The sequence below is a fragment of the Paenibacillus sp. y28 genome (genome assembly GCF_037137075.1).
GTDB lineage: Bacteria > Bacillota > Bacilli > Paenibacillales > NBRC-103111 > JBBBNV01.
Genome location: NZ_JBBBNV010000002.1, coordinates 18,121 through 43,822 on the forward strand (window position 1 = coordinate 18,121; position 25,702 = coordinate 43,822).

Annotated in this window: 18 protein-coding genes, 2 pseudogenes and 1 riboswitch; all 20 genes and pseudogenes read left to right on the forward strand. The window is 51.6% G+C overall.

Annotated features, from left to right (window positions below; genetic code table 11):
• Nucleotides 1–13 precede the first annotated feature (13 nt).
• The 20 genes and pseudogenes from WBG83_RS03270 to WBG83_RS03365 all read left to right on the forward strand — a co-directional run bounded on the left by WBG83_RS03270 (nt 14) and on the right by WBG83_RS03365 (nt 25,584).
• Nucleotides 14–634, forward strand: coding sequence for a recombinase family protein (locus WBG83_RS03270; RefSeq protein WP_336742664.1), 621 nt, complete (start codon nt 14–16; stop codon nt 632–634).
• A 23-nt stretch (nt 635–657) separates the two neighbouring features.
• Nucleotides 658–1,044: pseudogene (locus tag WBG83_RS03275) on the forward strand (manganese catalase family protein); the annotation flags it as partial.
• A 471-nt stretch (nt 1,045–1,515) separates the two neighbouring features.
• On the forward strand, nt 1,516–3,702 hold the full coding sequence (locus WBG83_RS03280) for an NHL domain-containing protein (protein ID WP_336742666.1): 2,187 nt from the start codon (nt 1,516–1,518) through the stop codon (nt 3,700–3,702).
• A gap of 154 nt (nt 3,703–3,856) precedes the next feature.
• A pseudogene (locus WBG83_RS03285) lies at nt 3,857–4,118 on the forward strand (manganese catalase family protein); the annotation flags it as partial.
• Between the two features lie 374 nt (nt 4,119–4,492).
• Nucleotides 4,493–5,434 carry an ABC transporter permease gene (locus WBG83_RS03290; RefSeq protein ID WP_336743103.1) on the forward strand — a complete coding sequence of 314 codons (942 nt, stop codon included), beginning with the start codon at nt 4,493–4,495 and terminating at the stop codon, nt 5,432–5,434.
• A 19-nt stretch (nt 5,435–5,453) separates the two neighbouring features.
• Entirely contained in the window at nt 5,454–6,335 is an 882-nt protein-coding gene (locus WBG83_RS03295) for a carbohydrate ABC transporter permease (protein WP_336742668.1), read from the forward strand.
• A 35-nt stretch (nt 6,336–6,370) separates the two neighbouring features.
• On the forward strand, nt 6,371–7,882 hold the full coding sequence (locus WBG83_RS03300) for an extracellular solute-binding protein (RefSeq protein ID WP_336742670.1): 1,512 nt from the start codon (nt 6,371–6,373) through the stop codon (nt 7,880–7,882).
• Nucleotides 7,883–8,318: 436 nt separating this feature from the next.
• Nucleotides 8,319–10,586 carry a helix-turn-helix domain-containing protein gene (locus tag WBG83_RS03305; RefSeq protein ID WP_336742672.1) on the forward strand — a complete coding sequence of 756 codons (2,268 nt, stop codon included), beginning with the start codon at nt 8,319–8,321 and terminating at the stop codon, nt 10,584–10,586.
• A 479-nt stretch (nt 10,587–11,065) separates the two neighbouring features.
• Nucleotides 11,066–11,260, forward strand: a complete 195-nt coding sequence (locus tag WBG83_RS03310; RefSeq protein ID WP_336742674.1) for a hypothetical protein — start codon at nt 11,066–11,068, stop codon at nt 11,258–11,260.
• A 53-nt stretch (nt 11,261–11,313) separates the two neighbouring features.
• Nucleotides 11,314–12,063, forward strand: coding sequence for an ABC transporter ATP-binding protein (locus WBG83_RS03315; RefSeq protein WP_336742675.1), 750 nt, complete (start codon nt 11,314–11,316; stop codon nt 12,061–12,063).
• Nucleotides 12,063–13,244 carry an ABC transporter permease gene (locus WBG83_RS03320; protein ID WP_336742677.1) on the forward strand — a complete coding sequence of 394 codons (1,182 nt, stop codon included), beginning with the start codon at nt 12,063–12,065 and terminating at the stop codon, nt 13,242–13,244. Before WBG83_RS03315 ends, WBG83_RS03320 begins: the two co-directional genes overlap by 1 nt.
• A gap of 208 nt (nt 13,245–13,452) precedes the next feature.
• A complete protein-coding gene (locus WBG83_RS03325) occupies nt 13,453–14,121 on the forward strand; it encodes a class D sortase (protein ID WP_336742678.1) in 669 nt (222 codons plus the stop codon).
• Between the two features lie 67 nt (nt 14,122–14,188).
• Nucleotides 14,189–14,279, forward strand: a riboswitch (cyclic di-GMP riboswitch).
• 13 nt (nt 14,280–14,292) lie between these two features.
• On the forward strand, nt 14,293–15,099 hold the full coding sequence (locus WBG83_RS03330) for a transglutaminase-like domain-containing protein (protein ID WP_336742680.1): 807 nt from the start codon (nt 14,293–14,295) through the stop codon (nt 15,097–15,099).
• A 296-nt stretch (nt 15,100–15,395) separates the two neighbouring features.
• Entirely contained in the window at nt 15,396–19,340 is a 3,945-nt protein-coding gene (locus WBG83_RS03335) for a collagen binding domain-containing protein (RefSeq protein WP_336742682.1), read from the forward strand.
• 139 nt (nt 19,341–19,479) lie between these two features.
• Nucleotides 19,480–20,205, forward strand: a complete 726-nt coding sequence (locus WBG83_RS03340; RefSeq protein WP_336742683.1) for a bifunctional transcriptional activator/DNA repair enzyme AdaA — start codon at nt 19,480–19,482, stop codon at nt 20,203–20,205.
• Entirely contained in the window at nt 20,159–20,977 is an 819-nt protein-coding gene (locus WBG83_RS03345) for an SPL family radical SAM protein (RefSeq protein ID WP_336742685.1), read from the forward strand. Before WBG83_RS03340 ends, WBG83_RS03345 begins: the two co-directional genes overlap by 47 nt.
• A 189-nt stretch (nt 20,978–21,166) precedes the next feature.
• Nucleotides 21,167–23,608, forward strand: a complete 2,442-nt coding sequence (nirB, locus tag WBG83_RS03350; RefSeq protein WP_336742687.1) for a nitrite reductase large subunit NirB — start codon at nt 21,167–21,169, stop codon at nt 23,606–23,608.
• A 28-nt stretch (nt 23,609–23,636) separates the two neighbouring features.
• The gene (nirD, locus tag WBG83_RS03355) at nt 23,637–23,981 is read left to right on the forward strand and encodes a nitrite reductase small subunit NirD (RefSeq protein WP_336742689.1); all 345 of its coding nucleotides are present in this window, start codon (nt 23,637–23,639) and stop codon (nt 23,979–23,981) included.
• A gap of 18 nt (nt 23,982–23,999) precedes the next feature.
• A complete protein-coding gene (locus WBG83_RS03360) occupies nt 24,000–24,785 on the forward strand; it encodes a formate/nitrite transporter family protein (RefSeq protein WP_336742690.1) in 786 nt (261 codons plus the stop codon).
• A gap of 193 nt (nt 24,786–24,978) precedes the next feature.
• On the forward strand, nt 24,979–25,584 hold the full coding sequence (locus tag WBG83_RS03365) for a hypothetical protein (RefSeq protein WP_336742693.1): 606 nt from the start codon (nt 24,979–24,981) through the stop codon (nt 25,582–25,584).
• The last annotated feature ends 118 nt before the right edge of the window (nt 25,585–25,702 follow it).

A 25,702-nucleotide genomic window follows, 5' to 3' on the forward strand; every position in this document is an offset into this window, starting at 1 on the left:
GGAGTGAGGCATTTTGAAGCTGGCATATGGCCGAGTTTCAACACAAGAGCAAAATCCGGAGCGGCAGCTCATCAAATTCCGGGAGCTGGGGGTAGAGGAACGTTATATATTTGTAGATAAGTTGAGCGGCAAAGATTTTGAACGCCCCAAGTACCAGACCATGCGTATGCTGATTCGTGTTGGGGACTTAGTGTACCTGGATGCATTGGATCGGCTGGGCCGAGACTATGATGGGATCATTAATGAATGGAAGTTCATCACCAGGGAGATAAACGCAGACATTGTCTGCCTGGACAATGAGGCTCTTTTTGACAGCCGTAAGTTCAAAACAATGGGGGACCTTGGAAAACTACTGGAGGATCAATTCTTAAGTATGCTGGCTTACGTGGCCGAGCAGGAGCGGAAGAAGAATAGGCAGCGTCAGGCAGAAGGAATTGAGGTTGCGCGGGCAAGCGGTATTAAGTTTGGTCGGCCCCGGAAAAGTATTGATGTGAAGTTTCTCCGGGCCTATGGTGAGTGGAAGAAAGGGGATATCACGGCAGCTGCTGCAATGAAGCAATCCGGATTAACAAAGGCGACCTTTTACCGTCGTGTAAAGGAATATGAAAATAAAAACAAATACTTGCAACAATAAAAAATCACCGATAACTACAGTGTACCAACGAATTTGCTCATTTGGAAATGATTGCCACTATGGTGTTCAAGCTTACCAAGGATGCCACCCCGCAGCAGCTGGATGAAGCGGGACTTGGGCCCAGCTATGTCGCTCACGACAGCGCCTTGTTTTACCAGAATGCGGCGGGGGTGCCCTGGACGGCTGCCTACATACAGGCCAAGGGCGATCCGATCGCAGATCTTTATGAGGACATTGCCGCCGAGGAGAAGGCCCGGGCTACCTACCAGTGGCTGATTGACATGACGGATGATGTTGATTTGCAGGATAGCCTCAAATTCTTACGGGAGCGGGAAATTGTCCATTCGCTGCGCTTCCGGGAAGCGGTGGAGATTTTGAAGGCGGAGCAGGAGTGCAAGAAGGTGTTTTGAGCTTAAACAGCGGGAGGGCAGGATGGGAAGCCAGTACGGAAGAAAACGCTGCGGATAGACTCATCACATCGGAACCTGAAAGGCCGAATTTCTCGAATCAGGAAGCGGCGGAGCAGCTGCTCGGCGATTTGCAGGAATTCCTAACGAGTGATGGTTCTAGAGCCGCGCTATTCTTTGGGCCCGAGAATGCGAGCAACCAACTGCGCAATAGACAGAAGCGGTATCGCCGGCGCGATGCATCTCTGCTCATAACCGATGTTTAAAACATTCCCCTTGCTGCAGCAAGGGCTTTTTTTCGCCTTAAAAAGAACGTATATTCCCATTTGCTAAGGGTTTATAAGATGCTTTAATGCTTTATAACCTGGACTGCCGGTGGTTTTGTGAGAAATTTTAGAGAATGGCATGATACTATGAAACGTAGCGGAGAAGAGGGGGAGAGGCAGTACTGAAGGCACATGCTTATGATGAGATATGGATACCAAAGTCATCCATCGTTTAAACCTTATTTATACCACAGGGAGGATAACAACAATGCGGCATTCAAAGTTTACAAGGAAAATCATCCGATCAATTCTGGCTTTTTGTCTGGCAGTCACATCCATCATTACCATGACCCCACAGGCTAACGCAAATGCTGGCTACGGCATCATCTCCACGATTGCAGGCTCGGGCAGCTACAGCTACTCAGGGGATGGAGGCGACGCTAAGTTAGCTAAACTTAGTTTGCCTGGCAGCATAGCGGTCGACAGCAGCGGAAATATCTACATTGGGGATACAGGGAACTATCGGGTTCGTAGAATTGACGCAAGCACCAACATTATTACGACGGTGGCAGGTACTGGTGAATCGAGTTATTCCGGTGATGGAGGCCTGGCCACAGCCGCTGCACTTGGCCGTATCGACGGGATAGCTATCGATGCAGCGGGAAATCTTTATATTGCAGACGGCAAGAATTACCGGGTTCGAAAGGTTGACGCTGTCAGCAAAATCATTACGACGGTGGCAGGTACTGGTGAATCGGGTTATTCCGGTGATGGAGGCCTGGCGACCGCGGCCAAATTGAATTATCCCTCAGCTATAGCAGTTGACAGCAGCGGAAATATATTTTTATCAGATTCCAATAATTACCGGATTCGAAGGGTTGACGCCGTCAGCAAGATAATAACTACAGTAGCCGGCACGGGTACTTCGGGTTCTTCCGGTGATGGAGGCCTGGCTACAGCCGCTAAACTATCGTATTTCTGGCACCTCGCCGTTGATAGTAAAGGAAATATGTACCTGGTAGAGAGTGGACGCATTCGAAAGATTGACGCTCTCAGCGGGATCATAACCACGGTGGCAGGCAATGGTTCTGATGGATATTCCGGAGATGGAGGCTCAGCCATATCGGCTCAAATTTATGGGCCCCGAGGAGTAGCTATTGACAGCAGCGGCAATATTTTCATTGGTGATGCCTATAACCATCGGATTCGCAAGATTGACCTCGACGGGATCATAACCACCGTGGCAGGAAATGGGATTGCAGGCTATAGCTCTGATGGTGTGTCAGCTAACGTTTCGAGGCTCAATTATCCGTACGGTGTAGCAGTTGACAGTAATGGTATTCTCTACATCGCAGATCGGAATAATAGCAGAATTCGGAAGGTGTCTCTGGCCGTATCCTATAACGCTAATTCTGGCAGTGGGACCGTGCCGACACCCAGTGAGTATAACCATGGAGCTACCGTTACCGTTTCCGGCAACACAGGCGGACTGGTGAAGAAGGGGTATGTTTTTGATGGATGGAATACGAAGGCCGACGGCAGCGGAACCAACTATGCAGCAAACGACACCTTCATAATGGGTACCGAAAGTATCGTGCTGTATGCAAGATGGATCACGAATCCTTATTCTATCGAACCAATCAGCAATCAGACCCTGGAGCCTAAGAGAGCCGGTTACAGCTCCAATACTCAGGAAACCAAGACCATAACCATAAAAAAATCCGGCACAGGCGACCTGGAAGATCTGGCTGTAGAATTGAGCGGGAGTGGAAGCGGTGACTTTGAAATCTCCCAACCCGCTGCAACTACGCTGAATTCGGCCCAGGACTCCACCACCTTTACCGTGAAAGCAAAGGATGGTCTGGCAGTGGGAACGTATGCAGCGGTGGTAACGGTATCGGCGAAAAATGCGGACAAGGTGAGCTTTACGGTGACGCAGGTGGTGAACACGCCTTTACCTCCGGCCAAGGCGCCAACAGCCAATCCGGCAAGCGGTAGGTCTGTAGCGAACGGCAGCATCGTGACGCTGACTACGGAAACAGCTGGCGCAACAATCCATTACACGACTGACGGAACCATGCCGAGTACGAGCAGCCCTAGCGGCACAAGCGTAACGATAACCGGCGTGGGGGGGGCATCTGTGACGCTCAAGGCGATTGCGGTGAAGGATGGCATAGACAACAGCCCCATGATGGTCACCACATACACCATTTCTTCCGCAATGAAAGGAGATGCAAACGGAGATGGGAAGGTGACTGCTGCAGATGCACTAATCATTTATAAATATATCCAGAATAAAATAACGCTGACGGATGATGAGCTTCAGGCGCTGGACATGAATGATGACGGGAAAGTCGATGCACAGGATGCGGAATTGATTATGAAAATGCGGTAATTGCATTTATTACGAGAGCCGAGGTTGCGGCAACGCTTCAACGTCTGTTGCAGAAATCCGGTCTGATCTAAGGCATGAAACAGGGGGCGTTATTCGCCCTCTGGAGTCGATACATGATTTTTGTGGAAGCAGCCATGTCGGCTGCTTCTTTAATTTTATGCAAAACGCCAGTTTACTTCTGCCCTGGGCGGCTGCCTGCATACAGGCCAAGGGCGATCCGATCACGGCTCTTTATGAGGACATCGCCGCCGAGGAGAAGGCCCGGGCTGCCTGCGGTGGCTCATGGACATGACCGATAATGTTGATTTGCAGGATGGCCCAAGCTCTTACGGGAGCGGGGCATTGTCCATTGGCTGCGCCTGCGGGAAGCGGTGGAGATTTTGAAGGCGGAGCAGGAGTGCAAGAAGGTGTGTTGAGTAAAAAGCGGGAGGGCAGGACGGGAAGCCGTCCTGCTTTTTGCTGATTATGATTGTCAAGGAATTGTGGTCGACCGACCGCCGTCATGCAGCGAAGCACCGCGCGCTGGGAGCTGCTCGCGTGCGGAAATAGGGTTAACCGAGAGCCGCTTGGCATGGAGCCGCTTTTTTTGCCATGGATGAGCCAGTAGCAACAATTGACAGCCAGCGCAACAGATGACTATTCGGCATGTACGGGCATGGTGCGGCGGATTTGAGCAAGCCGGGACTATAGACGGCAATCTTCATCTCCTCCTATGATGGAGCTACTGATTCACACACGACACCAATCGTCAAGGTAAAAAGGAAGGAAGGGAAGCAGCATGCAAACAAGCATGAAAGCAAGGAGCGCTGCGTTTTCCGCTGCGAGGTCGGCCACGTTGATGAGCAGGCTAGCACGGAATCGGTGGCTTTATTTCATGGTACTCCCCGGACTATTGTACTTTATCATTTTCAAGTACTGGCCGATGTACGGCATTTTTATCGCATTCAAAGATTACCAGCCGTTTTTAGGCTTCTGGAATAGTCCGTTTGTAGGCTTCAAGCATTTCGAACGTTTCTTTACCGACTCCAATTTTATCGTTCTTTTCCGAAATACGTTACTCTTAGCTACTTATAATATTTTATTCTTTTTTCCATTGCCGATTGTGCTTGCGCTTATGCTTAACGAGCTGAGACAAGAATTCGTCAAGCGGACCGTTCAAACGCTGGTATACATTCCGCATTTTATGTCCTGGGTTGTGGTGGTGGGGATTGCTTATATCTTCCTGACAACGGAAGGCGGCATTGTGAACGAGCTGCTGGTGCGCATGGGAGGAGAAAAAATTAATTTTCTTGTCAGCAAGGAGTGGTTCCGCACCATCATTACAGCGGAGGTCATTTGGAAGGAAACGGGCTGGGGCACGATTATCTTCCTTGCAGCCTTGGCGGGTGTCGATCCGCAGCTGTATGAAGCGGCACGTATGGACGGCGCAAACCGGCTCCGTCAGGTGTGGCATATTACTTTGCCGGCCATTCGCAGCACGATCATCATCCTGCTCATTCTGAGGCTGGGACATTTTCTTGATACGGGCTTTGAGCAAATCTTCCTGATGCTTAACGCGATGAACCGCGAGGTTGGCGAGGTTTTTGACACATATGTCTACTCTGTCGGCATTAGCCAAGGACAGTACAGCTTCAGTACAGCGGTGGGGGTATTCAAGTCGATCGTCGGGCTGCTTCTAGTCGTTGTATCCAACTACTTGGCCAAAAAATTCGGAGAAGAGGGTATCTACTAGGAAGGAGTGCTGAATTGCTATGCCGATTAAGACAAGCTGGGGAAGCAGAGTCTTCGATAGCGTAAATACTGCGCTGCTGATTGCCTTCGCCCTGCTTACCGTCATCCCGCTCATTTATGTCATTGCCGGCTCGTTCGCCACCCAAAAGGAATTGCTGCAGCGGGGCTTCATCTTATTTCCGACGGAATTTTCTATGGATGCGTATGCGTATATTTTTTCAACCCAAACACTGGTCAGAAGCTTGCTGGTAACCATCTACATTACAGTCGCAGGTACGCTGATCAATATTTTCTTCACCTGTTTAATGGCTTACCCGTTAGCGCGCAAGGATATGGATTTCCGAAAGCCGATCCTGATGCTGGTCGTGTTTACGATGCTGTTCAGCGGCGGGATGATTCCGACCTTTCTGGTCGTCAAGCAGCTAGGCATGATCAATACGTATTGGTCTCTGCTGATCCCGGGCGCCATTAGCGCTTTTAACCTGATTATTATGCGGAACTTTTTTCAGCAGCTGCCGGACGGCTTGGAGGAATCCGCCAAAATCGACGGCTGCAACGACCTGGGCATCTTTTTTCGGATCGTGCTTCCGCTGTCCATGCCTGCGATTGCTACGTTCTCGTTATTTTACGCGGTCGGTCACTGGAACACGTTCTTTACTGCCGTGCTGTATATCAATGACCATTTGAAATGGCCGATTCAAGTGCTTATGAGGCAGATTGTCATCTTGGCTTCGGGCGGCATCGGAGACTCCAGCGCGATGGATGCGGATTATGTCGCTCCGCCGGAGCAGTCGGTGAAGATGGCGGTTATCGTGGTATCTACTCTGCCGATCCTGCTTGTGTACCCGTTCTTGCAGAAGCATTTTGCCAAAGGGGTACTGCTTGGCTCGGTCAAGGGTTGAAAAGATATAATACCATTTAAAGGGAGGCTACTCATATGAAACAAGGAAGATACAAGAAGCTTGTCCAAGCCGGGGTAATGCTTATCACCGTTGCATTAGCTGTTACCGCCTGCGGCGGAAAGGATCAAGCAGATTCTCAAGGCAGCGGCGATGCCGGCGCCAATTCGGGGCCGCTGCAGCTGTCAATGATGCTGCCGACCTACAATGCAGAGCAGATGCCTGCGGACAGCTCCGTGCTTGCGGCGCTTGAGGAAAAGACCAATACGAAGCTTACGGTATCGTGGGTGCCGTCCACGACCTACACGGATAAATTAAGCGCTACCGTGGCCTCCGGCGAGCTTCCGAAAACGTTTGTGGCGCTGGAGCCCAAAGCTTCCTTCATCGTGAACGCCGCTCGCAGCGGCATGTTCTGGGAAGTCGGCCCCTATCTGAAAAGCTATCCGAACCTGAGCAAGATGTCGGATATCGTTCTGAAAAATGTCTCCATTGACGGCAAAGTATACGGCGTGTACCGTGAGCGCGATCTTGCCCGCTTCGGTTTGATGATCCGTAAGGATTGGTTGACGAACCTTGGTCTTCAGGAGCCGAAAAACCTGGATGAGCTTTATACGGTACTGAAGGCATTCGCAACGGGAGACCCGGATAAGAACGGCAAACAGGATACACTCGGACTCGCCGTAGGCATGCAGGGCAGTAACATCGCCGGATTCAAAGACATCCTGGTCTATATGGGGGGGCCGAACGAGTGGGAGCTGAAGGACGGCAAGCTGGTGCCGGCGCATATGACGGAAGCCTACCTCGAAACGTTGAAGTTCTACAAGAAATTGTATGAAGAAAAAATCATCAATCAGGATTTCGCCATTGTGCAGGACGGCCGGGCTGTTATGTACAAGGGCCAGGCGGGACTTTGGATCGACAATATGCTGGATAGCAAAAATATCGAGGACAATATAAAGAAGGTGGACCCGAATGCCAAGATTCAATTGCTGAATCGCATCTCAGGGCCGAAGGGCGAAAGAACACGCGCCGGGGCTGGCTTTTTGGGGATGTATGTGATCCCGAAAACGAGCGTGAAGACGGAAGCGGAGCTCAAGCAAATTCTCAGTTATTTCGATAAAGTATCCGGGAAGGATATCCAGAACATGATGAAATACGGGATCGAAGGCAAGCAGTACACGATTGAGAATGGCAGCTATAAGCCTAATCCGGATCTCAAAATCAAATCGGAGATTACCGATGGCAACCAATTTATGATTTTGCAGGATCAAGTGGTGAACTACGGCACGGAGCTGGAGAAGCTCAGCACAAAGCTGTTCCAGGATAACGCTACATTCGCCGTGCCTAATCCGGCTGCGTCGTTTATCTCCAACACGGAAACGGAGAAGGGGAAGGAGCTGTCGAAGATCATTTCGGATGCTACGGTGAAATTCATCATGGGTTCATTGAGTGACTCCGAGTGGAAGGCGACGGTGGATAAATGGCTGCAAAGCGGCGGAAGCAAAATTATGGAGGAGTTTAATGCCGAATACGCCAAAATAGCGAAATAATTAAAATACGGGCAAGAGGATATTGAACCTGTTTGCAGGCTTGGGTTGACGAGCAAGTGGAGGAAAGGCCGAAGCTTCGGTTAATGCGGTATCGATCGGCCATGCGCTGCTTAACTTGCAAAAGGATTTGTTCGGCAACGGCTGTTATGCTGATGCTCCGCAATGAAGTCATAGAATGACGTGTCCCCATAAGGAAACAGTTTATGTTAGAATGCTGTTATCCTATGGGGATTTTTCCTATGTCTACGAATGACAACAAGCACAACGAATGACTATTTGGGGCTTATCGCCCAGTAAGCGATGACCGTCAGCCGACTGAGCAACAAGGGACTATCGACTGCAATTCGTGCCCGGCGGTATAGTGTGGTTAAGTGCAGCGCATTCATGTAAAATTGAGCTATGCTCTATGCTTAAGGAACATTGATTTGGAGGCTATATGCGATTTCGATCCCCTTCGTATCTAAAAAAGCTAATGCTGTTTTCCATTCTGATCGGGACCCTGCCGGTTATTCTGCTGGGCACCTTTGCCTACTATAATTCCTCGCGGACCGTTCAAGAGAAAGTAAACGAGGGCAACAAGCAGCTCCTGCAGCAAATGCAGATGCGCGTCGAACAGACGCTTAAGACCATCGACAATTCGGCGACGCAGCTGCTGCAGCCGCCTGCCGTCACCAGAGCCTTCGATACAGCTATCACCAATCAAGATTTCGAGATGGTGCATGAGCTGTATAAGGGCATTTCGATGATCCAGACCTACGAGCTGGGCATCAAGGATGTGTTCCTGTTCAGCTTGAACAAAAACTGGATCGTCACGAGCAGCGGGGTAAACGAATACAGCTCCCCGGAATTTAGACCGCAGCTTGAGGCATTTTCCCGTATTCCGGGCGGCTCCTTCTGGACAAGCGGATCAGAGGAGGTGCCGGGTGCTTATCAGTCCATCTATTTTGTCAAGAAGTATCCCTTGAACGCGGTAAATCCAAAGGGCATCATTTGTGTCATGCTATCGTCCGATGTCATGCGGGAGCTTGTGGCGAATCAGAACGGCAAGCTCGGCAGCACGATGATTCTGGATCATGCCGGTCATGTCATTGCTCATCGCGATCGCAGCCAGCTGGGGACCAGCATGTCTAATCAGCACTACCTGCAGCCTCTGCTCGAAACAAAGGAGGCCCTCGGCCAGTATGCAACCGAGCTGGACGGCGAGGAGGTAACCATTACCTACAGGAAGTCCTCGTATAACGGTTGGAGCTATGTTTCAATCGCCTCTAACGAGCAAATGAATGAACAAAATAAGCTGATCGGCTGGATTACACTTCTTGTGTGCCTGGGAATCCTGCTGGTTACACTGGTTTTGGCATGGTTCGGGTCGAAGAGGATGTACAGTCCGATCCGTTCCATCTATGCCGCTCTCTCCAGCATTCCATCCGCAGGGAATGAAGAAGAAGCGAACGGCGAGCTTCAGGTCATCGGGGAACGCGTCGATTATTTGATAAAAAATCAATCGCTCATTATGAATGAGCTGAAGGGACAGCAGGTGCAGCTGAAGGAATTTTTCATGCAAAAGCTGTTCAGCGGTACCATTCATCCGGCCGATTTCGAGGAAAAATTGAGCTTGTACGGCCTGGAAAAGCTTTGGCCCACTATGTGTGTAGTGGCTCTTCAAATCGATTCGCTGAAGGATACCCGCTTTGACGAGTCCAATCGGGATTTGCTTATGTTCGCGATTAATAATATCGTTGGGGAGCTTGTGCTGGCGGAGATGAGACTGGTGCCGATTGTCAAATCGGATTGTCAGGTGACGCTGATCGGTTCCGTAAAAGAGGGGGCGGAATTCAAAGAGCATATCTTCACCCTATGCGATGAAATTCAAAAGGCTATCCATCAATATTTGGACATTAAAGTAAGCATTGGCATCAGCCGCCCCTTCAGCTTGTTAGCAGCGACCCAGCAGGCGCTTCACGAAGCGATGACCTCACTCAAGATCAGGGTAGGACTCGGGCAAGAATCGATTTTGTTTATCGAGGACGTGCAGCCGCAGAGGAGCAACCTGTCTATGTTTCCGCAGGGAGGGGAGCAGGCCTTATTCGATGCAATTCGGGCGGGGAGTCTGGATCAGGCGGAGCTGGCTTTGAAGCATTTGATCGGAGAGCTGTTCCAGCCGTCCGCGCAGCACAAGGACTATCAGCTGTCATTAATGCGGCTGCTGGTTGATTTGTTAAAGTTCGGACAGGAGCTGTCCATTCCTTTGGACCGGACTGCAGAGGACGAAGCCTCCTTAATCCAGTCGCTCTTTAAGCTGCGAAACGTAAAGGAGATGGAGAACTGGTTTGGCTCGATGTTTGTTCAGCCTTACCTTGAGGAGCTGGAGAATCGACGTGAAAGCCAGTTCAGGCATATTTCGGAAGCGGTTATCGACATGATTCACAGGGAATTCGATTCGGAGCTGACGCTCGAAATATGCTCTTCCCGTATCAATTACCATCCCCATTATGTGAGCCGTGTGTTCCGCCAGGAGACGGGCATCAATTTCGGCGATTATTTAATGCAGTACCGTATTGATACGGCAAAGAAATGGCTTAAGGAGTCCGATATGAAAATTGCCGAGATCGCCGATCGGCTGCAGTACAACAACTCTGCGAACTTTATCCGATCCTTCCGAAAAATGATAGGCATGACACCGGGACAATACCGTGAAGAGGGGTAATACGGTCCATTTGCCGGGTATCAGGGAAGCGGTGGAGATTTAGAGAGCGGTGAGGAGTGCAAAGGGTGTCTTGAGCTTAAAAAGCGGGATGGCAGGACGGGAAGCCGTGCTGCTTTTTGCTGGTTGTTGAAGTTTTTTTTGCCGATGATTCCGCACCGCGTGCAGCGCCCGGAACGCGGTGTTTCGCTGCATGACGGCGGTCGGTCGACCACATAAAGTTTAGTGGAAAAATAAGGATGGGGGGCGGTTGAAATGTATACACCCGGTCGGATTTGGATAAAAATATGATCTAGCTGCCATCAATGAGAATGATTATCATAAATGGAATGGGCGGAGATCAGCGATATGCCGGCATGCTCCAGCGCGCGAATCCTGGGTGTGCGTTTCTTTGCTGCAGGGGGAGCAGCTTGAGCCCTCTCTGCCTATGAATATTTTGCTGCAGTGTGATAAGCGGAGCGAGGAGAAAGGAAGAACGGGGAATGAAGCTTAGCGACCACATGATGCTGTGGAATCATGTGTTCATCCGGGTGATGGATGTGCGGCATGAGGTTATGGGGGCCGGGGAACAGCTGAGTTCTTACCGAATGCCCGCCAGTGCGTTTATTTATTCTGTCCGCGGCAGCGCTCAGATCAGGCTGGCTCGCAGGTTCTTGTCCGGCACAAACTGGAAATGAGGCGGGTTTTCCGTTAGTCTAGAAGGATAAGAAATGAAGCGGAAGGGGAGCGAATGTTGAAGCCGATATTGGAAGTGAATCATATGACCGGCGGTTACAGCCGGCAGCAGCCTGTCCTGCACGATTTGTCGTTCCAGGTCCAGCCAGGAGAAATGGTGGGCCTGATCGGCTTGAACGGCGCGGGCAAAAGCACAACCATTAAGCATATCCTGGGGCTTATGCTGCCCCATCAGGGTGAAATCCGCTTAAAGGGAAAGACGCTCTCCGAGTCGCGGGAGCAGTACCGCCAAACCTTCGCTTACGTCCCGGAGAGCCCTTTATTATATGAGGAATTAACGGTGCAGGAGCATCTGGAGCTGACTGCCCGGGCGTACGGGTTGGAAACGTCCGCTTATATGGATCGGGTGAAGCCGCTGCTGGAGCAGTTTCAGATGGATAAGCTCACCGGGCGGATGGCGTCTCATTTATCCAAGGGGATGCGGCAAAAGGTTATGATTATGTGCGCCTTTCTGGTCCAGCCGGAGCTGTATATTATTGATGAGCCGTTTTTGGGGCTGGATCCGCTTAGTATGCGGGCTTTGCTTGATTTGATGGTCGTGGTGAAGGAGAGCGGCGCGGCGATTCTCATTAGCTCGCATATTTTGGCCACGATTGAACGGTATTGCGACCGTTTTCTGGTGATGCATCAAGGGGCGTTAATTGTTTCGGGAACGGTCGAAACGCTGCAGGAGGCTGCGGGAATGCCTTCCGCGCCGCTGGACGATGTATTCTGCCATTTGGTGACGAGGGACGGTTTGCGCTAATGGATATGAAGGCAATGTATTCCCGCCGCTCGGCTCAATTTCTGAAAGAAATCCGGCCTTACCTTCATTACGCAATTCAGAGTGTTGTGCTGTCTCTGGTCGCGGTGTTTCTGCTGAGCTCCGTCGGCTATAAGGTGCTTTTGCAATCCGTGGATGAGCGGTTTCCCTGGCAGCCGCTGTGCACGGCCGCGATGCTGCTGCCGCTTGCCGGAGGGAGCATCCGAACGTATTTGCGGGAAGCGGATATGCTGTTTTTGCTGCCGTATGAGCGGGGGATGGCGTCTTATTTGCAAGCCGCTATGCGCAGAGCGATGCTGCTCCAATTCCTGCTCGTCATCGTAGTCTGGCTGCTTGTCTGGCCGCTGTATGCGAAAATGACGGGAGCCGGACTGCTCCATTTTGCTGGGCTGCTGCTTCTTTGGTGCCTCTTGAAATTTGTCCTGCTCACAGGCAAATGGACGGAGCTGCAGCTGTTGGAATCCGGAACCCGGCGCTGGTTTGCGCTGCTGCGCTGGGGTTTGGCCGGACTGGCGGCCTACGTGCTTCTGGCCTCCGGTTTGCTTCCGGGTTTATTCACTGTGTCCGCAGGCTCACTCCTATATCTCGGGCTTCTCCGGCTGCCCCGCAACTATACCGTCAACTGGAGCCTCCTCATGGATTGGGAGAAACGGCACCGCGCCAGGATATACCGGGTTCTGAACTGGTTTATCGATGTGCCGCAGGTGCAGGATAAAGCGAGAAATTTCCGCCTGCCGAGGACATGGCTTAAGGCAATCCCGTTCAGGCAGGACGCCTCCTACCATTACATGTATACGCTGGTGTGGCTCCGGTCCGAGCTGTTTGGCATTACACTCAGACTCACGCTGCTTGGTATGGTGCTGCTTGTGTTTATCCGCAACGATTGGGCGGCAGCGATCGTTTATATCGTGTTTGCGCTCTTCAGCGCGCTGCAGCTTTCCGAGCTGAAGCGCTATTACCGCGACCATATTTGGCATGCCATTTATCCGCTGCAGCAGGGCTTGTGGAAGCGGTCCGTCGGCACGGTTTGCTTTTGTATTCATCTGGGTGTGCTGCTGCTTCTGGCCATTCCGCTTGCAGCTCACTTGACGGAGCCATTGTGGGCAGCAGGCCTGCTCCTGACCAGTGCGATATTGTCCCGGTTATTTTACAGGTATCGTTAGCTTCGGCCTCTGGCTATAGGTTCGCAGGCAGGTGCAGTATTCGCCCGCTGCGGGCAGGCGGCCTGGAGGCGCGGAATAACGGCTGAGTTTCCCGGCCGGGTTTCAAAAAAGTTTCAAACCGATGCGGTAAAATAGGACTGGGCTTAGCGCATGGTATGCCCCTGAGCGGGGACCATGGATTATTTTCGAATAAAGGATGTCTGGACGTATGCTGAAAAAACTGCTTTCTCTTGTTTGTATTGCTGCCAGAATTGTTATTGTACTGTATCCGACGGTGAAGGACCGCTACGAAATGTATGAGCAGCAGCAAATTTTGGCGCAGTGGGAGCACGATTTGCAGCGCTTGAATGACATTGCGCCTGAACCGGAGGCGACGGCGGATATCCGTCTTCCGTTGGCTGTAGAGACAGGTGCTCCGGCGGCAGCCGAGGAAGAGAAGCCGGCGGAGCCCCAGCCCCAGGACAGTCGGTTGAAAAATGTAGAAGGTGTCCTCAAGATTGACAAGATTAACCTGAATCTTCCGATTCTAACCGATGCCACAGTCAAAAATCTGCAGCTGTCTGTCGCCAGCATCGCCAACACCGGCAAGCCGGGTGAAATCGGGAATTACGCGATCGCCGGGCATCGGAATCTGACCTACGGGAAAAACTTTAACCGGCTGGATGAGCTTTCCGTCGGGGACGTTATCGAGGTCGACACCAAGACCCGGCAGTACCGCTATCAGGTGGAGGAGAAGCAGTACGTTCTTCCTGAGGAGGTTTGGGTGCTGGAGGGAAACGGCAAGGATCGGAACATTGTGCTTGTGACATGCCATCCGATTGATACGGGAACACACCGGCTGATTGTCAAAGGTAAGCTGCTTGAAAACAAAGGCTGAAATTTTCATATACAAAATAGATACAGCTGTGATAACATCATAGCTATATAGATGGACCTCTATTTTCCATCGACAAAGGCAAATTTAGCGAAAGCTAAAGACGCAAAGCTATAGGGTCTTCCTTAGTATTCGTACTAAGAAGATAGCCAGTTACCGAAAGGAGAATTTTTTATGCACAAAATGTGTCGTTTTTTGATGATTTCTGTTCTCGCATTCATTTTATTTACAGCTGGGACAGCTTTTGCCAGTGATGAGCGGTCTGTCATTGACACCAGCTTGCTCCAGCAAGGAATTATCAAAATCAACTACACGAAGCAGGAAGACAAGCAGGCCATCGTCAAAATTACGAAGGACCAGGTTAATTTGGATTATATTCTGGTAGAGGGCGCCAGCTATCCGCTCCAATTGGGAAATGGCAGCTATACCGTTCTAGTCGCTGAGGAAGCAGGCGGCGGCAAATATAAAGTCGTTGCTCAAGGCCAGGTTGATCTTGCGCTCGACAATCCGAATGAGGTTTATCTGCAATCGATTTCGCTGATTCATTGGGACAGCGACACGAAGGCTGTCGTCAAAGCGCAGGAGCTGACCCAGCAAGCAGTAACCGATGCGGACAAAACAGCGGCTATCTACTCGTTCTTGACCGAGAACTTTACTTATGATGATGAGAAAGCGGCAGCAGTAAAGCCGGGCTTTATTCCGAATTTGGATGAAGCATATGACGCTTCCAAAGGAATCTGCTACGATTACGCAGCTACCTTTGCAGCCATGGCCAGAAGTGTCGGCCTGCCGACGAAGCTCGTGATGGGCTACCGCGCTGATACGCCGGATGTATACCACGCTTGGAATGAGGTTTATCTCCAGGAAACAGATGAATGGGTTATCATCGACACAACCTATGATGCGGCTCTGGTACAAAGCGGACAAGCTGCAGCCTTATTCAAAGCAGCAGCGGATTATATCACGGTCAAAAGCTACTAATAGCATACTTTACAAACAGAATATAAAGCTGTACTACGGAAGCCCCCTAATGTCATACATATGGCATTGGGGGCTTTTTTTCTTTTTATCTATGAAAATAGCGCGTACATCTTAAAAACCAACGGTGGTGATCGGAGAAAATTCGGGAAAACCAGACCTGGAGCGGTGTATAGGTTTTGTTTAGAAGGATGATTTACAATGTTTGGATAGCAGCAGTGTATCACTAGCTAACGAACCGATAGAGAGGGGAGTGTCCGTATAGAAATTACATACCGCCAAGGTACGGAGAGGAATTAATGAGAAATGGAGAGGTACAACAACAAATGTGGAAGAAGAAAACGAGTGCTCTAGTCATCGTGCTGCTGCTAATCATGCAGTTCTTCTCAGGAGCAGGCTTCATCACACAGGTCAATGCCAGCGCAATCCATACCAACATCATTGATAGTGTAACGATGACGGTATACGATGGCAGCGGGAACCCGGTGACAAGCCACGTCTACGAGCAGGGCGCCAAGGTGAAAGTAAATTATACCTGGTCGCTTGTAAACAATCACGGCTTCCAGGATGGAGATACCTTTACATTTACTTTGCCGGAGCAGTTCCTGCTGTTTAATGATTTTGGCGGACCGCTCCTCATTGAAGATGAAGAGGTAGGCACCTTTCAAGTCAGCAAGGCGACTCATCAGGTGGTCATGACCTTTAATGACTACATTCAAAGTCACGACAATGTGCAAGGCATCCTGCAGTTCGAAACACAATTCGACAAGCAGAAGATTACAGGAAGCAGTGTACAAATCATTAAAATTCCCATTCGCGGCGGTGAGCAGGTAATTACCCTCCACTTCAAGCCCAACGTCACCTCGACCATTGAGAAAAAAGGCGTGCCGCAAGGCTTCAATGCCAAGAGCATTGACTGGACGGTGGATGTTAACAAGGCGCTGGATTCCGTTCTGAATGCGGAAGTAACGGACACGATTCCAAGCGGGCTGTCCTTGACGCTTCCGATTCGTGTTTATGAGCTGGATGTAAACCTCGACGGTACTGTTTCGGAAGGAAGTCTGGTTGATAGCAGCGGGTATACTGTGGATAGCACAGGCGGGGGGCTTAAGGTTTCGTTTCATGAGGACCCGATCAACACCGCATACCGTATCCAGTTTACAACTGAAATCACAGATGCAAGCATCAACAGCTTTGTAAATACGGCCAATTTCAAAGGCTCCAATTTCCCGAACGTAAGCTCGACCGCAACGGTGAATGTACAGTACGGGAAGCCGATTGCCAAGGAATCTACAGGCTATGCGCCGGAAACACAAACGATTTCCTGGGCAATCAAGTTTAATTACAATGAGCGGACCATTGCGCAGGCCGATGCGTTCATCACGGATTTGTTCGATAATACGCAAGCGCTGGATGCAAGCACAGTCCAAGTATACCCGGTGACGCTGGATTCGAGCGGTAACGAGACCAAGCAAGCGGCGCTGGACCCTTCCAGCTACACCGTATCGGCGCTCACGCCCGCTGAGCTTCAAGCCGGCAAAGATGGTTTTAAGCTTCAGTTTCACTCGGATATTACCGGTGCATACAAAATTGAGTATCAAACGAAGTCCATCGATCGTGTGTTCGATGACAAGAAGACCATTACGAATGAAGCTTTCTTCGGTTCCACATACAATGGCAAAGGGACCCGGGATATCAAGCAGGTCATTCTTGTCAAGGATAGGGCAGCGGTCAACTATCAGACGAAAACCGTGGAATGGAAAATTACCGTCAATGCCGACAAGTATCCGATGGACAATGCCGTCATTCAGGATTCCTTCCCGCTTGGCGGACTGAAGTTTATTCCGGAATCACTGGTTGTTAGGGACGGAACCGACACGATTGTCGGCCCGACTGTGTACACAGCGGTGTACGACACGCCGGTACAGCCGAATGATGGTTTTACAATCAGCTTTGCTTCACAGATTACAGATAAGTACACCATTACGTATAAGACCGAGTTCAATAATGACGGGCTCCTCAGCAGCTGGATTACAAACCCGGTGAAATTCGAGAACCAAGCCACGATGGAATGGGTGGACAGCAACAGTAACGCACAGTCCAAAACGGTCAAAGCCGATTTCACCCCGGTCGATGGATCGGCTAACAACGGATTCAAATCAGGCAGCTATAATGCTACGGAAAAAGAAATCGTCTGGACGATCGGAGTCAATTTCAACTCCAAAACATTGGCTGCAGCCGAGGTTCGGGATATTCTTTTGCAGGGACAGACGTTAGTGCCTGATTCGCTCAAGGTGTACAGCATGAACATCAGCGGAAGCGGAATCCCGTCTCAAGGCGCGATCGTTGACGAGAGCAATTATACGTACAGCGTGGACAGCGCCGACAATCAATTAAGCCTGAAATTCACGAATGAAATTTCCGAACCGTATTATCTTATTTTTAAAACAAGCCTGGACGGTCAAATTATTGGCACATCCGTTAACAATACTGCAACCCTGTATGATGGCGTGAAGCAGGAGTCCAAGCCTCTGACAGCATCGGTCAATATCCCTCAGGGGGGCAATTATGTTGACAAAACGGGCCAGCAGGACGGGGAAGTTATCAAATGGACGCTGACCATCAACGGCGGGCAATCCGAGGTTCACGATGCGGTAATCACGGATAACCCGAGCAGCAATCAAATTTTGCTGCCTGGCTCGTTCCATCTGTATCCAACCACCGTGGCGGCCAACGGCAATCTGACCAAAGCTTCGCCTGAATTGGTCGCAGGCACAGATTATACATTGGATATTACGACCGATGCAAGCAGCAAAGAGACCTTCGTATTGAGCTTTTTGAATCCCATTACGTCGGCCTACATACTGGAATATCAGTCCCTGATTGCTGCGAGCAATGGTGATAAGGTAAGCAATGCGGTCAGCTTTAGCGGGAACAATGTGACTACAGGAGTTGTAGATACGACGGAGGAAATTATCGTCGGCTTCTCCAGCGGTTCCGGTACAGGAAGCGGTATCCGGGGCTCCCTCACAGTCAAGAAAATCGATGAAGCCAGCAGCTCGACAGTGCTGGAGGGTGCAACCTTCAGCTTGTATCGTGTGTCTGGTTCGAGCCGCATACTCATCGGTTCGGCTACAACGGACGTTAGCGGCATAATTCAGTACAACAAATTGTTGTCCGGGAATTACATCTTGATTGAAACAGCAGCTCCGGCGGGCTACAAGCTGGATACGACAGAGCATCCGGTAACAATTCATTCTGCAACCAACATTGACTTGAACGTTACAAACCAATTGTTGGTTTCGCCAACGCCAACGCCAACGCCAACGCCAACGCCAACGCCAACGCCGACACCAACGCCAACGCCGACACCAACGCCGACGCCAACGCCGACGCCAACGCCGACGCCAACGCCGACGCCAACACCGACGCCGACACCGGAGCCAACGCCGACACCGGCACCGACACCGACGTCGAATCCGGGAGGCGGTGGTGGCGGACCGACGCCAACGCCGACGCCAACACCGACGCCGGAACCAACACCAACACCGACGCCGACACCGACGTCGAATCCGGGAGGCGGTGGTGGCGGACCGACGCCAACGCCAACACCAACGTCGGATGATTCGTCAGATGATGATTCACCATCGTCTACACCGACACCGTCTGCAACGCCATCACCATCGGCAACGCCGACACCATCCGTGACACCAACACCGTCAGCGACGCCGACGCCTTCATCAACGTCGGCACCGACAGGAACTCCGGTGCCAACGCCGGAACCAACAGCAACGCCAGTATCATCTGCAACGCCAACGCCGGCGCCAGGGCAGCCGGAACAGCCTGCTAAACCGCCTACAGACCAGAAAACAACACCGCAGGATGTACCGGTCGAAGGGGAGATCGATCTGCCTCTGGGAGGATTCCCGTCTATTGGCAAGCAGCCGGGGCATGGTACTGTAACTATCGCTCCGAACGGACAGTGGGTGTACACACCGGAGCCGGGCTACAGCGGGAAGGATCGTTTTACTGTCGTTGTAACGGACGAGAATGGATCAGAGCAGGAGCTCCTCATCGATATTGATGTCGAGGAAGTTCCGCTCGGTGCGAACCGGGCCAAACCTGTAACGGGACAACAGCTTCCGAAAACAGGGGAAAGCAGCCATTGGTACATCGAAATGATTGGATTAGCTCTTATTGCTTTAGGATTTATTCTGAGAAAGAGATTAGTAAAAGGCAATTAAGCTTCGATTTTTAACAGCCCGCCAAACCTTGGCGGGCTGCTTGTTATATACCGCATAAATCACAATTTGATTCGGCTTCAATATCTTGCGATTTCATTGAAAAATGCGTACAACGGGCGGGAAGCAGGGGTATACTGTGATGGAGGTGATTCGAGTGAACAAGCGTGAGAAGCAGGGGCGTGAGGAGTATCTGGGCCTGGACCGCAGCCTGCAGGAGCATGTACGCGGGGAACACGTGACGGAGCGGCAGTGGCAGGCCATTGTTGCCAATGATGCCGCCTATGATGGTATGTTTTTTTATGCGGTTAAGACCACGGGAATTTTTTGCCGGCCATCCTGCAAGTCGAAGACGCCGAATAAGGAAAATGTATGGATATTCCCCACGCCTAAACATGCATTGTCCGCCCATTTCCGCCCTTGTAAACGGTGCAAGCCGACAGGGGAACGCCTGCCTGATACGGAGTGGGTAGCCCAAATGACGCAATACATCGACCAGAATTATAAAGAAGCACTGACACTGGGCCTCTTGGCAGACATGTGTCATGGGAGCCCATATCATCTGCACCGGACATTCAAGCGGGTAAAAGGCATTACGCCGATGGCGTACATCCAGCAGGTCCGCATGGGCCGTGCGAAGGAACTGCTGGCCGGTTCAGACGATCCGATGACAGATATTGTGGCGGATGTCGGGCTGCCGAATCTTCCTTATTTCATCACACTGTTTAAGAAAATGACCGGTTATACCCCGGCGGAATACCGCCGCACGAGCCGGAACAAGCGAGCGGCAGCGCTGTGCGATTCAGCAGAAGGGGGAAATGATGAAGACGGACCAACAGTACAAGCAGCCCAAATCACTTCTGAATAAAGGGAGCGGCTTTCTTGCGGATTACAGTCATTCATTGAATCCGTATACCGGCTGTTCGTTTGGCTGCTCGTATTGCTATGTGCGTCAAATGCCGGTTTCCATATTCCGCAAGGAGCCATGGGGGACGTGGGTAGACATGAAGAAGGGGGCGGCGGATATGTTACGGAAGGAGCTTCAGCGGGCCAAAGCCAAAGGAAAAGTGACCCTCTTCATGTCATCCAGCACGGACCCTTATCAGCCTGCCGAGTACAAGGAAAAAATAACGCGCGCTCTGCTGGAGGTTATGGCTGACGACCCCCCTGATTTTGTACTCGTGCAGACCCGCAGTCCGCTTGTCCGGCGGGACATTGATTTGCTGCAGCGCCTGCAGGACCGGGTGAGGGTTAGCATGACCGTAGAAACGGACCGGGAGGACATCCGCAAGCATTTTGCGCCGGGCGCGCCGCCGATCCAGGCCAGATTAAGGACGCTTCAGCTGTTGGCGGAGGCCGGTATTCCCGCTCAAGCGGCCATCGCTCCGCTGCTGCCGAGCACGGAGGCGTTTGCGGACAAGCTGCTGCCTCTGGTCAATCGGGTATGTATCGACGATTATTTCATGGGGGACGGCAGCGGCGGCAAACGGACGCGCCAGCTCGGAATACGCCGCTTATACGAGGAACTGGGGCTGGAGGAGTGGTATCATCCGGATGCTTATCGTATCGTTTACGAGAGATTCGTCCGCGTGTTTCCGGAAGGACAAGTTTTGCTCAGCAGGTACGGTTTTGCGCCTTGAATATTTGTGGTGAAAAGGCATGGACGGTTGCTTCTGCGGGGTCTATTTTTGCCGGGCCGTTAGTTCACAAGACGTTCAATAATAAGTGAAAAGAATCACAACCGTGTGACCTTTCTCACATGTTCCTGCTTCTCTTCCGTGTATACTCTCAACTATAGTCACAAGTTGATTGTTTAAGGAGGGGCCTCAATGGTAATGCACAAAAAGGAACAACTCGTTGTCATCGGAAATGGCATGGCCGGCATCAGTACGGTCGAACAAATATTGAAGCTGACCTCACGGTTTGAGATTACCGTGTTCGGGAGCGAGCCGCATCCCAATTATAACCGAATTATGCTATCCTATGTTCTGGACGGCAGCAAGACGATGGAGGATATTATCCTCAACGACTGGGACTGGTACAGGGATAACGGCATCAAGCTGCACGCCGGAACAACGGTTTCCCATATCGATGAGGAGAATAAGGAAGTCGTGACCACGCAAGGCATCCGTGTTCCTTACGATAAAGTAATCATTGCAACAGGCTCAAAGCCGTTTATTCTTCCGGTGCCCGGCGCAGAGAAGGAAGGCGTTGTCGGATTTCGGGATATCGCCGACTGCCATCATATGCTGGAAGCGGCCAAAGCCTGTAAGAAAGCGGCTGTTATCGGAGGCGGACTGCTTGGGCTGGAGGCTGCCAAAGGGCTTGTTCACCTTGGAATGGACGTAACGGTTGTCCATCTGATGGAGGATTTGATGGAACGGCAGCTGGATCGGCAGGCGTCCTCCATGCTGAAGGCGGAATTGGAGCGCCAAGGCATCCGGTTTCTTATGGGGGCACAGACGGTGGAGCTTACCGGGGGCGACCGTGTGGCCGGGCTGCGCTTTGCCGATGGCACCGGGCTGGAGGCAGAGTTTGTCGTGATGGCTGCAGGCATTAAGCCTGATTTCAGTGTGGCTGCGGCGAGCGGGATACAAACCAAACGGGGCATTGTGGTTAATGATTACATGCAAACATCGATGGCGAATGTTTATTCAGTCGGGGAATGTACGGAGCACCGCGGGATTTGCTACGGACTTGTCGCGCCGTTATTCGAGCAGGGCCTGGTGCTGGCTAAGCATGTGTGCGGCGTGGAAACCGCGCCTTATGAAGGCTCGGTGGTATCTACCAAGCTGAAGATCTCAGGTATCGACGTGTTCTCGACCGGCGAATTTATCGAAGGGCCGGAGCACAGGGTCATCACCAGCAGGGATGATTGGAGAGGCGCGTATAAGAAAATATTGCTCAAGGACCAGGTCATGGTGGGGGCTGTTTTGTTCGGGGATATTACCGACTCGGCCAATTTGCAGAAATGGGTTAAGCAGGGGGCGGTCATGACCGACGAACGGTATGCTTCGCTCATGGGAACCGGCTCCGGCTGCAGCCATAACGGCAGACCTTCTGCCGGAGTAGAGCAGATGGCCGACGACGAAATCGTCTGCGGCTGTAACGGCGTCACCAAAAAAACGATTGTTGATGTCATTACCGAGAAGCAATTGACGACCGTCGAAGAAATTAAGGCCTGCACCGGAGCGACCCGCTCGTGCGGAGGCTGTAAGCCGGTGGTGGAGCAAATGCTGCAGTATGTGCTTGGCGATGGCTTCAAGGCAGCGGCAAAGCAGGGAATTTGCGGCTGCACCACACTCGGACGTGATGAGATTGTGGCGGAGATAAAGGCGAAGGGGCTCACAACGACGAAGGAAGTTATGCATGTGCTAAACTGGAGCCAAACGGAGGGCTGCTCCAAATGCCGTCCGGCCCTGAATTATTATTTGGGTATGCTGTACCCCGATACCTTCGAAGATGAAAAGGAATCCCGCTTTGTAAATGAACGCATGGGCGCCAATATTCAGAAGGACGGCACGTTCACGGTCGTACCGCGTATGTATGGCGGAGTGACCACACCGGAAGAGCTGAAGAAAATCGCCGACGTTTCTCTGAAATATGAGGTTAAGGCGGTCAAGGTGACAGGCGGGCAGCGGCTCGATCTGATCGGGGTGAAAAAAGAGGATTTGCCGAAGGTCTGGGCAGAGCTCGACATGCCGTCAGGGTATGCATACGCCAAATCACTCCGGACCGTCAAGACGTGTGTCGGATCGCAATTTTGCCGCTTCGGCACGCAGGATTCCATGGGGATGGGAGCGCTGCTGGAACGCAAGTTTGAACGTCTGGATTTCCCGGCCAAATTCAAGATGGCTGTAAACGGCTGTCCGCGGAATTGCGCAGAATCCTGCACAAAGGATATCGGCATTGTCGGAAACGATGGCGGGTGGGAAATTTTCATCGGCGGGAACGGCGGGGTCAAAGCCCGGCTTGCCGATTCACTTTGCAAGGTGAAGACGGACCAGGAATTAATGGACCTGTGCGCCGCTGTCATGCAATATTACCGGGAAACGGGCAATTATTTGGAGAGAACCTCGGAATGGGTGGAGCGTATGGGGCTCGATAATATCCGCCAGGCCGTGGTGGAGGACACCGGGAACCGGAAGGCGCTAGTAACCCGTATTGAATTCGCGCTGCATCAGGTAGAAGAGCCATGGACAAAAATGCTCAGGGACGCTGAAGTCAGCAGCGCTTTATTCGAGCAATTGCAAATTCATTCGAAAGCTTAGCTGGACGATGCATAAGGAGGGACAAACGATGAAAAGCCAAGAGGCCTTTTATCCGGTAGGCAGGCTGGAGCAGCTTCTGCCGCAAATCGGGCGGGTGGTCAGCTTCAAGGGCAGGGAGATTGCCTTGTTCCGGACATCCGCTGATCAAATATTTGCTCTGGAAAACCGGAGCCCGCATCCCAAAGGAGGACCGCTCGCCGAAGGAATGGTGTCGGGAAACTATGTGTACGACCCGCTGTATGATTGGAAAATAGATTTGACGTCAGGCCGCGTACAGGCACCGGATACCGGGCAGGTGCTGACCTTTCCGGTACAGGTAATCGACGGGCAGGTGCTGCTTGGCGAACCGGAGCTTCAAGGGACGGGGAGTTAAGCACAAGGAGGATGCCGTATGTTTACGCAGCATGTAGAAGCCATTGTGGAAGCGGCTGTGAAGAAAAAAGAAAGCATGAATCAAAGCTTGGCCCGTTATCTGGTGTCATCCATGCTGGCCGGAGCTTATGTCGGACTCGGAATTATTTTAATTTTCTCCGTGGGGGCGCCGCTGGCGGCTGCGGGCTCCCAGGTACAAACCCTGGTTATGGGGATGTCCTTCGGGCTCGCCCTGACCCTCGTTGTTTTCGCCGGATCGGAACTGTTTACGGGAAATAACATGTTTTTTACGATGAGCACGCTGGCCGGCCGAACGACGGTGAACGATACGTTAAAAAACTGGCTGTACGTCTTTGCCGGCAATCTGGCCGGGGCCGTTATTCTCGCCCTGCTTGTGACCGGTTCGGGATTGTTCAAGGCAGCCGGGCCGGAGCATCTTATTTTTGCCGCCGCTGCAAAAAAGATGTCTTTGCCGCTACATGAGCTGTTTCTACGCGGCATTCTATGTAACTGGCTTGTTTGTCTGGCCTTGTGGATGGTGGGCAGGGCGAAGGAGGATACAGCTAAGCTGGTGCTGATCTGGTGGTGCCTGTTCGGCTTCATCGCGAGCGGCTATGAGCACAGTGTGGCGAATATGACCCTTCTCAGCCTGGCTTATTTCCTGCCTCAGCATCCAGAGACTGTATCGATTGGCGGCTGGCTTCACAATATGATCCCTGTCACGCTGGGCAATATTGTCGGCGGGGGCTTGTTTGTTGGGCTAGCCTATTGGTTTATTTCTCCCGTCTCCGGAACAAAGAAATAAACGGTCTACGAAGCGATTTAACACATTTTACGAAGCGCCGTTCCGGTGCTTCGTTTTTTTTGCTCCGGGTGTCGTAAGGTTTCATGTTTTGTCGAAATAAGTTAAAATAAACGAATGACTAGGCGGGTTATTCATCTGCAAAAATTCAGGGCCCAGCCTTGGGAATCGCGGCCTGATTTGAAGGAGGAGAAGCATGCTGAAGCAGGCATTGCAGCAGAAGCAGTTTTTGCTGCAAGAAGAACTAATCAAATATTACATGGCCGCTTCCGGCCAGAAAGAGGTGACAGGGCTCGTAATTTGCACCCGTCAGCCGAATGAAAATTATCTTGGCTTGTACCGGACCCGCAAGGACCAATACGGCAATGCGCTGGAGGCATTTATAACGCTGTGGACCCGTGGTCTGGCGGACAAGGAAGGCTGGGCCGTTTATAGTGAATTTGATGAAGAGCTGCTTCACCACCTTTTTCATTATTGGCTGCTCAAGGATGTGGACCGGTATACCTTCCCTCACACACCGGGGCCGCTTCCGCTGAGGGACCATATTATGAAAAAAATTGCGCGGCTGAAGGGGCACTTGACCGCAGGCCGCGTGCAGCAGGCATCCGAGGCTGCAGTGGCGGAGGAATACGATGGAATACCCGGCATTTATATAGATAGACAACGGGCGGATGAGCAGGTTTTCCATTTCATGATTCCGGCTCCGCTGTACGGGGAACAATTATTTTCGATCCCGAGCCGGGCAGGCTATAAAGGAATTTTCCTCGAGACCGACCAGGAATATATTTATTTCGATGAATAAGATATAAGCGGCAGGGGCGTCTGAAACGGGCGGCCGCCAACGAATCATATAGGCAAGGCTTGAAAAGCATAACAGGAATTCATCTTTGTCGTATTCATAACGTACCGCAAAGCCGTTC

Coding starts and splice junctions, on each gene's coding strand:
- WBG83_RS03290 (WP_336743103.1), top strand. CDS start 4,493: ATGAAAGCAAGGAGCGCTGCGTTTTCCGCTGCGAGGTCGGCCACGTTG.
- WBG83_RS03315 (WP_336742675.1), top strand. CDS start 11,314: ATGTTGAAGCCGATATTGGAAGTGAATCATATGACCGGCGGTTACAGC.
- WBG83_RS03360 (WP_336742690.1), top strand. CDS start 24,000: ATGTTTACGCAGCATGTAGAAGCCATTGTGGAAGCGGCTGTGAAGAAA.
- WBG83_RS03300 (WP_336742670.1), top strand. CDS start 6,371: ATGAAACAAGGAAGATACAAGAAGCTTGTCCAAGCCGGGGTAATGCTT.
- nirB (WP_336742687.1), top strand. CDS start 21,167: ATGGTAATGCACAAAAAGGAACAACTCGTTGTCATCGGAAATGGCATG.
- WBG83_RS03325 (WP_336742678.1), top strand. CDS start 13,453: ATGCTGAAAAAACTGCTTTCTCTTGTTTGTATTGCTGCCAGAATTGTT.
- WBG83_RS03310 (WP_336742674.1), top strand. CDS start 11,066: ATGAAGCTTAGCGACCACATGATGCTGTGGAATCATGTGTTCATCCGG.
- WBG83_RS03280 (WP_336742666.1), top strand. CDS start 1,516: ATGGATACCAAAGTCATCCATCGTTTAAACCTTATTTATACCACAGGG.
- WBG83_RS03345 (WP_336742685.1), top strand. CDS start 20,159: ATGAAGACGGACCAACAGTACAAGCAGCCCAAATCACTTCTGAATAAA.
- WBG83_RS03335 (WP_336742682.1), top strand. CDS start 15,396: ATGAGAAATGGAGAGGTACAACAACAAATGTGGAAGAAGAAAACGAGT.
- WBG83_RS03320 (WP_336742677.1), top strand. CDS start 12,063: ATGGATATGAAGGCAATGTATTCCCGCCGCTCGGCTCAATTTCTGAAA.
- WBG83_RS03330 (WP_336742680.1), top strand. CDS start 14,293: ATGCACAAAATGTGTCGTTTTTTGATGATTTCTGTTCTCGCATTCATT.
- nirD (WP_336742689.1), top strand. CDS start 23,637: ATGAAAAGCCAAGAGGCCTTTTATCCGGTAGGCAGGCTGGAGCAGCTT.
- WBG83_RS03340 (WP_336742683.1), top strand. CDS start 19,480: ATGGAGGTGATTCGAGTGAACAAGCGTGAGAAGCAGGGGCGTGAGGAG.
- WBG83_RS03305 (WP_336742672.1), top strand. CDS start 8,319: ATGCGATTTCGATCCCCTTCGTATCTAAAAAAGCTAATGCTGTTTTCC.
- WBG83_RS03365 (WP_336742693.1), top strand. CDS start 24,979: ATGCTGAAGCAGGCATTGCAGCAGAAGCAGTTTTTGCTGCAAGAAGAA.
- WBG83_RS03295 (WP_336742668.1), top strand. CDS start 5,454: ATGCCGATTAAGACAAGCTGGGGAAGCAGAGTCTTCGATAGCGTAAAT.